The organism is Mesorhizobium sp. M0136, from assembly GCF_040322515.1.
In the GTDB taxonomy this organism is placed as follows: domain Bacteria; phylum Pseudomonadota; class Alphaproteobacteria; order Rhizobiales; family Rhizobiaceae; genus Mesorhizobium.
The window spans coordinates 1-9853 of the sequence record NZ_JAMYTP010000051.1 but is presented as its reverse complement, the minus strand read 5'-3'; the positions used below and the strand labels follow the sequence as shown (position 1 = coordinate 9853).

The window sequence follows — 9853 nt, the reverse complement described above, 5'->3', positions numbered from 1 at the left end:
CTGTTTCAGCTATTTGGGCTGAGGCAAAATAAGAGATTGGCTAAACAGGCCTGTGTCGCGGACCCGACAAAGCTCTGACGGAATGTCAGTTGGCGCCATAGTTGTGTGCGTCAAGTTCTGCGAAAGCGTCATCGGGGAAGCGGCATCCCTTGTTTGACCCGACGATCATCCCCTTGCTCCGACCTCACGGCATTGCGGCGAGCGTCGCGCAAAGCGCGGTGAAGGCTGGCCGCAGGCCACCGCCGAAAGCAGCGCGGCAGCGGCCTTGACGGCGCGAGCAAGTTGTGTGCGTCAAGTTCTTGTGGGGATGCCAGCCGTTTTGCAAGGAAGAACCTGATGCATTGGGCATGTGATCGAGTGCGGTCATGTGTCAGGCCTTGATTTGCGGCCGTTCCATATGCCGCGGGCCGGTATGGTGATGCGCGGATCAGGTCCAAATCAGCAAAGCGAGCTTGCGTGGGCTCTCAACTTGACTCTGGTTTTCCTGATCCCGATCTGATCGATCATTTGCCCATGCAGTTCATGCCTTCCTCACATTCCGACGCCCCGGTCTCAGGTGCGTTGTTGCATATCATGGTCGTCATCATCCCCCAGATCGCCCGCGCCATTTTGTTCGCAAGCGCGATCGCGACCAGCATGAGTGGCTTGCGACGCAGCATCCGTCCCAGCCATGATCCCTCGACGATCGATTTGCGAGCCAGCACTGTCAGGCGTGACATGGCGCCAATGATCAACAAAGATCGGATATCAATCTGTCCGGCCTTCGACACACGTCCAAGTCGCTCCTTGCCACCGGAGGTGTATTGGCGTGGCACGAGGCCAAGCCAGGCCGCAAATCGTCCGCGTTTGAAGCTCTCCATCGGGGGAGCAAAGCCGCTGATCGCCAGCGCGGTCTGTGGCTCGACGCCCGGCATTGTCTGCAGTCGCCGCGCTGTATCAGTCGCCATGGACAGGGTTCTGGCTTCCTCGTCTTGGCTTCGATCCGAGCTGTCTTCTCGGCAATCTGCTCAATCAGGTCGCCGCATTCATCGCGTACCAACTCGGGCAGGTCACTGTTGGGTGCCTCCAGGATGCTCTCAATCCGCTTAATGTGAGCGATTCCTATCGGAACGATATGGCCATACTCATACAGCACCGAACGTAGGGGCATTCACAAGCTCGGTGCGCTGATGGAGAAGGCGCTCCCGCGTTCGGAACAGCACAGCGCAGGCTTGCTGAGCTTCCGACTTCGGCTGGGACAAAACGCATCTCGGGGCGCTGTGCCGCAACAACGATTGCCTCAGCATCGGCAGCATCGTTTTTTCTGCCTTTTCACAAAGGGCCGCACATATTGCGGCGCGATCAGTCTCACCTCATGGCCAAGCTTGACCATTTCGCGCCCAGTAGCTCGCGCTACCGCATGCTTCCATCACAACCACCGCAGACGGCTGGCATGCCATGAACTGCCGGAACCGTGACCGCGTCAGCTTCTTACGGAATTTCAAATGCCCCGTCATTGTCGCGCCGTGAAGCTGGAAAGCGTTCTTTGCCAGGTCCACCCCGATCATTGTATCTTCCATTTGCCGTCCTCTCCTTTTCGTGGCGTTGAACACCACGACCTTGGCACATTGCCATGCCGTATTGGGGAGGGCGGCAACCATCCCATCTTCTGCCGTTTGATGAACGGTTTGACATAGGCGGGGCAATCAGTCTTGCCTCATGGCCAAGCCGAGCCATCTGACGGGCCCAGTGGTGGAAGCTGCCGCACGCTTCCATCGCTACGACACATGCGGGTTGACTCGCCATGAACTTGCAAAACTGCCGGCGCGACAGCTTTCTGCGGAACACGGGAGAGCCGTCTTCTCCCGCTCCGTGCAACTGAAAGACGTTCTTTGCAAGGTCGACCCCGATGATGGTAACCCTTTACATGATGCCTGCCTCTCCTTTGCGTGGCGCTAACGCCACAAACTCGGCACATTGCGATGCCGTCGGAGAAGGCTGGCATCCAGAGGGGGTAATCGCGGGAGCGAGTCGCCCTGAAACCAATCATATCCTTGGAAGGTGGCTGTTCCCCGATCAAATGGAAATACGGGCTCACGACCTGACGCCGGGCCCAAGCATCTGATGGAGAACAGCCATGGAAGAATATATCGGTCTCGACGTGTCGATGAAAGAGACAGCGGTGTCGATCCGACGTGAAGGCAAGCGCGTCTGGCGCGGGAAGTGCGCCTCTGATCCAAAGATCATTGCCGAGCTTATCCGCAAGCGGGCGCCAGCCGCCAAACGCGTGGTGTTCGAGACTGGACCCCTTTCCGCATGGTTCTATCACGCGCTACGCGCGGAAAGGGTGCCAAGCGATATGCATCGATGCTCGCCATGCCAAAGCTGCGCTCGATATGGCGGCGAATAAGACCGACGCGAACGACGCCGACGGTTTGGCGCATCTTGCAGAGGTGGGATTCTTCCGCGAGGTGCGGGTGAAAGGATTTGACAGCATGCTGACCCGCACGCTTGTGGCGGCACAACCCGGCTGGTCCGGATCACCACCGAACTTTTGAACCAGATTCGTGGAATCATGAAAACGTTCGGGCTGCTCGTTCCTGCAGGTAAGGGAACAACGTTCGAGAAGAACGTTCGGCGCCTTCTTATCGATCACGAGGAACTTGCTCTCATCGTGCTGCCGATGTTGGAGGCCTGGCGCGGCATTCGCATCCGTGCCGCCGAGCTTGGGCGCCAGCTCGCGCAGATGCACGTCAGAGCCAGGCATGCCGCATGCTCATGTCGATTCCTGGCATCGGCGTCATCACCGCAACCTCATTCGCCACTGCCATTGAAGATCCGGGCAACTTCAAGACGTCCCGATCTGTTGGCGCCTGGATAGGCCTAACGACGCGCCGCTACCAATCCGGAGAAGTCGATTATGACGGCCATATATCCCGACGCGGCGACCGCCATTTGCGAGGGCTTCTCTACGAAGCGGCGTCGGTTATTCTGACGCGTAGCTCAACCGAGAGCGCCCTGCGGACATGGGGTCTCCAGCTCCGGGAGAGGATCGGCTTCAAACAGTATCTGAACGCCTGAGGCGTCCCTGCCGGGACGTGAGCCGAGCCATTCCGCTGATGGGGTTGCACCGCTGACTCAGCAAAGTGCGTCGTCCACATTGAAGGCTCGTCCCGCGAAGCTCCATCATGCGGCGACCGATGTTGACCGCGAAGACAACCGTGTACCCGGCCAACGCATCTCCAAGCGCGAAGATACTTGACGTCCCCACCGCGATTAGACAACCCCATCAGCAAAATGGCGTGGCAGGAGCTGTGACGTCGGCGTGCCCGCCGCGCAGCACCCGTGTTTAGCGGAGCGGCGGACACACCGCGGTGCTCAGGCGGCCAAGGCCCTCAGGCCCTCCTTCTTGTGCTCGCGTAGCTGATCCATGTTGAGGTAGCGGGTCGCCTCGAGCCAGTTCTCGTGGATCTCCACCGCCAATGCCCGAACCAGCCGCAGACAGCTCCGCGGGTTGGGGAAGATGCGAACGACCAGGGTGCGCCGCTTGATCTCCTGGTTCAGCCGCTCCAGCATGTTCGTCGACTTCATGTGCTTGTGATGCGGCAGAGGCAGCCGATAGAAGCTCAGCGTCTCCTCGATATCGTCCTCCACCCAGTTGACCAGCTTCGGGTATTTGGCCTGCCATTTGGCGATCCACTGCGCCAGGTCGCGCTTGACCTCGGCAAGGTCGCGCCGGTCGTAGAACCATCGGAGCTCCACCAGGCAATCGTCGTCGACCTTGCGCGGCACGTAATCGAGTGCGTTTCTGAGGAAGGCACGTAGGGCTGCTGAAGAACTCTCCTTCTGCTGATTCATTGAGAAAATCGTTGATTCTCTGGAGGGATTCGCGATGCTGGCGCGGAAGGAGCGCGATCAGCTTGAGCTATTCATGGCTGGCTCGCTGCGACAGCTTATCCCTGATGATCATATTCTCGCGCGGGTCGATCGTGTGCTGGACCTGTCCTGGCTGCGCGACGAGGTGGCGAACCTCTACTGCACCGACAATGGCCGCCCCGGCATCGATCGCGAGGTGGCTGTCCGCCTGATGCTCGCGGATTTCCTGCTTGGAATTGTGCTTGATCGACGGCTGATGCGGGAGGCGCACGTCAACATCGCGATCCGATGGTTTGTCGGCTACGGCCTCCATGAGGCATTGCCCGATCATTTTTCGTTGACGAGAATCCGCCAGGCGATGGGGTGAAGAACGGTTCCAGCGGATGTTTGAGCGCACTGTACAAGCCTGTATCCACGCCAAAATCGCCAAGGGCGAAGTCATTCATGTCGATGCTTCGCTAATCCGCGCCGACGTCAGCTGGGATAGCTTGGCGGTGCGCCATCTTGAGGCGGTGAGGGCGGCGAATGCAGCACCCACAGCCTAACCGACCAGCAGCGCACCGGAAGACGGGTGAGACCGTCGATCGCTTCGCTGACGATGTAGAAATGCTCACAGGCGTGCAGCGGTAGGGTAACGCCGGAGCGGCTGCGAATGCACCAGCACGTCCACCCCGACCTCCTCCCGCCAGTTTTGCTCGCGAGCTTGGCAACGCCCGGGTGCCCTCTTCATCTGGCTCTTCGAATGGCTCCGTCATGATGCCGTCGAGAAAGGGGAAGGTAAGCGACACAGTTGAAGTCGTTGAGCTTGCAAGTGACCACCACGGATGAGAGCAGCGCCCACTTTTGGGCCCTTGGCCGCCAAGTCCGATGGCATTTTCGACCGCGTTGGTGTTGCGACAATTCCCTGTCGGGTTGTCGCGTCTACGACATAGGTGTCGTGCAGTGAATCTTGCACACAAGCTGGATTAAATAGTTGATACTAATATCAAACGCTTTATCCAAGGATACTTTTGCAGAGTTGGCATGATAGTTGAAGAGTTCATGTACGTCGGCGGGCTCTGCAAATCCATGCTGAAATCGGGGTCTCTATTGGTTCACGATGCCGGGTCTGCCGACGACTGCAGAAGATAAGCGGCTTTTTCGGCGTCAGCTAATGCGACACAGAGAACAACATGCGAATATTGAAAAGCACATTTAAAAGGACGCCGGGTGCCGCCGGACAAATTCTAGGGCGGCGTCGGTTCGGTCTTCTAAAGGAGGTGTTCGAATTCGCCAGCCCTCTCCGGCGATGGTGTCTCACAAGAGCCAGTGTTCGCCTTCCAGCGTTAGCACTGCTCTCATCTGACGGTCGGCATCTGTTTCAGTCGTAAACCTTCATGGGATGGGACTCTTCGATGACAGACGTGACACGATTTAATTCGCACTCTTTCGAGCTACTTGGGCAACGAAAACCGCTTGGAGTGGTGGGAGGCATGGGAAGCTTGGCAACAGCGAAGTTTTTGGACGTTTTGGCGCGAAAAAGTCGAGTTGAAAGAGACCAGGATCATATCCCGTTTATTGCTTTATCACTCCCCGATATCTCCGATCGCTCCCAAGCAATCTCAATCGGCAGCGACGCGCCTTTACGCCAGATTTTGGAACGCGCGCATTGGTTGGAAAACGCTGGATGTGGTGCAATTGCAATCCCCTGCAATACCGCACACGTCTGGGCCAATGAGGTTCGACAAGCTTTGTCAGTGACGTTTATCAGTATGATCGACGCAACAAGACAGGTTGTAAGTAATTCACTTGGCGGTTCAATACACGGTATAAGAGCTCTTACCCTCGGAACAAGCGCCGTTGTCCAGAACTCGATTTATGTTAGACGCAATGAAAACGCCTTCGATAAATCTGTACTCCATCGTATGGAACCCATTCAGAGTGAAGTATTTAACATTATATCCGACGTCAAGTCTGGACGACTGTCCGAGGCACAGGAAAACCTAAAGCGCGTCGTCCAAGAGGCCAGATCGTTCAAACCTGACCTAATTCTCCTCGCTTGCAGCGAATTGTCCGCGATCTCCGAAAACATCGAAGGCGACGAGGGCATTATAGATCCGATAGCTATTCTTGCCGAAGCTTGTATAGCTTGGTGGGCGCTCTCAGACAAATAAAAAAACATTTTATAACACGAACAATGGAGTATAGCGGATGTCAGCGGTCATACTCGCAAATTTTGGGTCAGATGTAACGGTCCCGGCCGTGGACCTTCTATCAGATGCCGATTTGAAAGCAAATGCGGTAGCATCCAAGCAGATGATTTGGTTCGCTCAGGACAACGATATACTCGTCACACCAACTCCTGTAACGCACGCCTTTTTAGAGTATACTAACCTACTGAAAGGCGGCAGTAAAGTCACCACTTTGTCGGTGTCACCTGAGCCCACGAAGCGTCCTTTACCGATTTCGGCAAAGCACCTCGAGGCCGGCAGTCATTTGTGCAATTCGCTGACTTTGCTGGCTCGCCACCACGTGTCATGTCTCAAGCCGTCTATCGCCGACGGAGTTTCCGCTTGTATTGCAGAATTGTTGGGCGATGTTCCCGTCATGTTCCCGCACGCGAACGGCCCGGCAAGTCCTGAAGCAACTCGCCTTTTAAACGATAAGGCAAAATTTCGTGAATTTGCACCGCCTCTGGGCGTCCCGATTGCTAGGGGCAGTATCTGTGTATGCGAACGGGAAATGGCAAATGCTATTTGTAGGCTCCTGTCAGATTTCGATCATGCTATTTTGAAGATGGCTCGCCATTCAGGCGGTAAGGGCAACGTCATCATCTCAAAGGGTGTCGAAAGATCGCTCCAAGGGGCGACGCGCTCGGTTTCTATCCCGGACGTTGATCTTAATCTCATAAGGGCAGCGCTTCATGATATTGGGTTGGTTGCGACTCAAATGGAGCCTGTGATTGTTGAGGTATACAGTGAAAATGAGTCTTCGATAGGTGTACACTTCGACATAGGCACAGACAGAGTGGACCTTGTAGGTGTCGCTTCTATACGACTAAACCCGGGATATGGAGGGACATATTGGAGTAAATCTCTGGCTGATGATTTGCCCAAAGATGTCATGTCCTGGTGTCATCGTCTTGGTGATTATGCCCAACAGATTGGGTACGTCGGACCTCTCAGCGTGGATGTGGTTAAGGGTAAGGAGGTTGGATTCTTTGCATGTGAGGTAAATGGGCGCCACGGGAGCTTCTCGTTAATAAGGGCTGTATCGACTTCCGTAGGCTTCGAACCCGCTCTCAAAGACGGGGAGTGCGTTGCCTTGTCGCGGATTGCCGTTCCCATTGACGTTCGGTTTTCTGATCTTGTTGATCTTCTCGAGAAAAGTCAGCTTCACTACAAACCTTCCGTTAAACGCGGAGCAATTGTAATAACGGACGGCTATGACGGTACCGGTCCGTTTGACTTCGTAAGCGTTGGAAGGGACTTGAGAGAAGCTAAAGAGATAGAATACGCTATCGTTAAATTAGCTAAATGATAATATCGAGGCATAGTGAGGCGTGATAGTGAGTGAGACCGCTGCATGGGTAGATTTAGAGGTAAGCAACCTTGTCCGGATGGAGGAGATGAGGCAATTATCGCAACTAAGCTTGGTCGCATCGGAGAATTACTCCTCTCCCATCGTCAGAGGGTTTGAAGGAAGTATATTTGCGGACAAGAATGCGGAGGGCTACCCGGCGACACGGTGCGCGTCGGGTTGCGAATATGCTGATCAACTAGAGATGTTAGCGATCGAGAGAGCAAAAATTGTTTTTGGCTGCGAACACGCGAATGTTCAGGCCCTGAGCGCTACCATTGCCAATTTCGCAATAATGAATGAGCTCTTTCGGCCATCCGACAGAGTAATGGCGATGCGGCTTCAAGACGGCGGTCATTTAAGCCACGGCGCCCCTTTCCATGCAAGCGGCAAAAATTTTCGTTGGTGTTTCTATGGAGTGTCAAAGTCCGACGAGCAATTGGACTATGATGAGGTACGATCAATTGCGCTGGCAAATCGGCCTGCTGCGATCATCTGCGGAGGTTCATCATATCCGCGATTGATTGATTATGAGAAAATGCATCAGATTGCACGAGATGTTGATGCACTTCTTTGGGTCGATTTAGCACATACCGCAGGCCTTGTAGCAGGGCGCGCAATCCCGTCTCCATTCCCTCATGCCGACATCGTCACGACTTCGACGCACAAAACCCTTCGAGGGCCGCGTGGCGGAGGATTGATACTATGTAGAGGTAGCATGGCTAAACAAGTTGACAGAGCAATATTTCCCGGGTTGCAGGGGGCTCCGAAAATGGACCTGATCGCAGCGCGCGCGGTGCTGCTAGGGGAAGTGCAAAAGCCTCGTTTTCAGGAGTATTGCGCAGATGTTCTGAAACACGCGAAGGCTTTGGAGCGTGGTTTGGTTTATGCAGGAGCCACACTTGTTTCCGGCGGCACCTCGTCGCATCTGCTACTAATCAACTTACTGCGGTGCGGGACCACCGGTGTCGAGATTGAACGCTTGTTGTCAGAGGGTCATATTATCACAAATAAAAACGCGATCCCCTTCGACACACTGCCACCATCTAAGTCGGGTGGACTGAGGATTGGCAGTGCCGCGCTGACTACTCGGGGATTTAGGGAAGAGCAATTTTTCGAGGTGGGTGTTATGATTGGAAAGGTGATTACGTCCGGTCGTAATCGTGACATGGTCGCAGACCTTAGATCTTTTGTGAAGAAGAACACCGCTGGGCTACCATTGTTTAATCCGAAGTGGATGACATAGTCGGTGTTGGACTGACCCGCTCCGCAACCGAGGAGGCGGCAAATCTCGGCAGGGCACAGAAATCTCACAAGTAGGATGCTTGTCAAGCTCACCGTTTGTGGCAAGGACCTTTTGTGAACTTCGCAGGTAACGCGGTTTGGCTTCGATGGAGAATGTCGGACGGATCGCCCACGGGCTAGGCGCTCGATAGGCTTGCTACGAACGCGAGTTGTGTGCGTCAAGTTCTGCAAAATGGCGTGGCATTGCGGTGACGTCGGCGTGTCCGCCGCGCCGCCCCCGTGTTTAGCGGAGCGGCAGACACATGACGGTGCTCAGGCGGCCAAGGCCCTCAGGCTCTCCTTCTTGCTCGCGCAGATGATCCATATTGAGGTAGCGGGTCGCCTCGAGCCAGTTCTCGTGGATCTCCACCGCCAGTGCCCGAACCAGCCGCAGACAGCTCCGCGGGCTGGGGAAGATGCGAACGACCAGGGTGCGCCGTTTGATCTCCTGGTCTCCTCGATGGGGACTGTCAGGAATTCTGTGCGCGAGGCCGGTCTCGTCATTGGCTGACGAACCTCCTGCACCACAGTCTGCAATACCTTGCGAAAGCCGTCCTCATCCGACAACAGCAACGCTTTCAACTCGCCTCTGCTCAGTCTAACTTCTCGATTGGTCATGGCACTTCCCCTTCCACGGGAATCGGTGATCGCAACGTCACCACCGTGACTGGCCGCTCGCCCCTCAGAGCAAGCGCCGTTCTCTCTCCAAAACTTTTTGCAGAACCTTCAGCACTATCGGTCGGGCTACGCCCTCCCTTCGTCATACCCCCGCCGCCGAGTCTCATCCTGATTGACGCTGAGTCTCACCTTGATTGTCGCCGCGCAGAAGATCCCCGCTCAATGCTCTTCCCATCGTCCACGTCCATCGAGGTGGATGTTGAATCACCACAAACGCAACCGTCACATCACAATCGATTCATCAATCACAGGACGTGCTCTAGCGGAGCACCTTCACGAGGCCGGCGGAGGGCACATCGCCAGGAACCTGTTGGCTTGCGGGTTTAGACGCGGCGGCGTAAGTGGGAGCGCGCACGTGACAAGCGACGACTCGCCCGTCCTCCATCGACACCGAAGGAGGGACCTCAATGTGGCAACGCTCGACCGCGAGCGGGCAGCGCGGGTGAAACGCGCACCCGCTCGGCGGATTGATGGGGCT

Annotated in this window: 4 protein-coding genes and 6 pseudogenes; 5 read left to right on the top strand and 5 right to left on the bottom strand. The window is 55.7% G+C overall.

The window, feature by feature from the left end:
- Positions 1-503 precede the first annotated feature (503 nt).
- Together NKJ35_RS30435 and NKJ35_RS30430 are read right to left on the bottom strand one after the other, a co-directional pair.
- Positions 504-1559 (bottom strand): annotated as a pseudogene (locus NKJ35_RS30435) (IS110 family RNA-guided transposase).
- A gap of 86 nt (positions 1560-1645) precedes the next feature.
- Positions 1646-1893: pseudogene (locus NKJ35_RS30430) on the bottom strand (IS110 family transposase); the annotation flags it as partial.
- Positions 1894-2116: 223 nt separating this feature from the next.
- Between NKJ35_RS30430 and NKJ35_RS30425 the strand changes: the two are divergent.
- Positions 2117-3045: pseudogene (locus tag NKJ35_RS30425) on the top strand (IS110 family RNA-guided transposase); the annotation flags it as partial.
- A 312-nt stretch (positions 3046-3357) separates the two neighbouring features.
- Here the strand turns inward: NKJ35_RS30425 and NKJ35_RS30420 are convergent.
- A pseudogene (locus NKJ35_RS30420) lies at positions 3358-3795 on the bottom strand (transposase); the annotation flags it as partial.
- 76 nt (positions 3796-3871) lie between these two features.
- Here NKJ35_RS30420 and NKJ35_RS30415 point away from each other — a divergent pair.
- The 4 genes and pseudogenes from NKJ35_RS30415 to glyA all read left to right on the top strand — a co-directional run.
- A pseudogene (locus NKJ35_RS30415) lies at positions 3872-4397 on the top strand (transposase); the annotation flags it as partial.
- A gap of 852 nt (positions 4398-5249) precedes the next feature.
- A complete protein-coding gene (locus tag NKJ35_RS30410) occupies positions 5250-6008 on the top strand; it encodes an aspartate/glutamate racemase family protein (RefSeq protein WP_352651319.1) in 759 nt (252 codons plus the stop codon).
- Between the two features lie 37 nt (positions 6009-6045).
- Complete coding sequence (locus NKJ35_RS30405) at positions 6046-7374, top strand: preATP grasp domain-containing protein (protein WP_352651317.1); 1329 nt, start codon at positions 6046-6048, stop codon at positions 7372-7374.
- 28 nt (positions 7375-7402) lie between these two features.
- Positions 7403-8659 (top strand): serine hydroxymethyltransferase, encoded by a 1257-nt coding sequence (glyA, locus tag NKJ35_RS30400; RefSeq protein ID WP_352651315.1) that lies wholly within the window; start codon positions 7403-7405, stop codon positions 8657-8659.
- 282 nt (positions 8660-8941) lie between these two features.
- On the opposite strand, the pseudogene NKJ35_RS30395 reads toward glyA, so the two are convergent.
- Positions 8942-9157: pseudogene (locus NKJ35_RS30395) on the bottom strand (transposase); the annotation flags it as partial.
- 477 nt (positions 9158-9634) lie between these two features.
- Positions 9635-9853 (bottom strand): oligopeptide/dipeptide ABC transporter ATP-binding protein (locus NKJ35_RS30390; protein ID WP_352651313.1); only part of this gene is annotated, 219 nt, incomplete at its 5' end.

Bases quoted from the DNA above. Each gene is read 5' to 3' on its own strand.
- NKJ35_RS30410 (WP_352651319.1), top strand. From the start codon at position 5,250: ATGACAGACGTGACACGATTTAATTCGCACTCTTTCGAGCTACTTGGG.
- NKJ35_RS30405 (WP_352651317.1), top strand. From the start codon at position 6,046: ATGTCAGCGGTCATACTCGCAAATTTTGGGTCAGATGTAACGGTCCCG.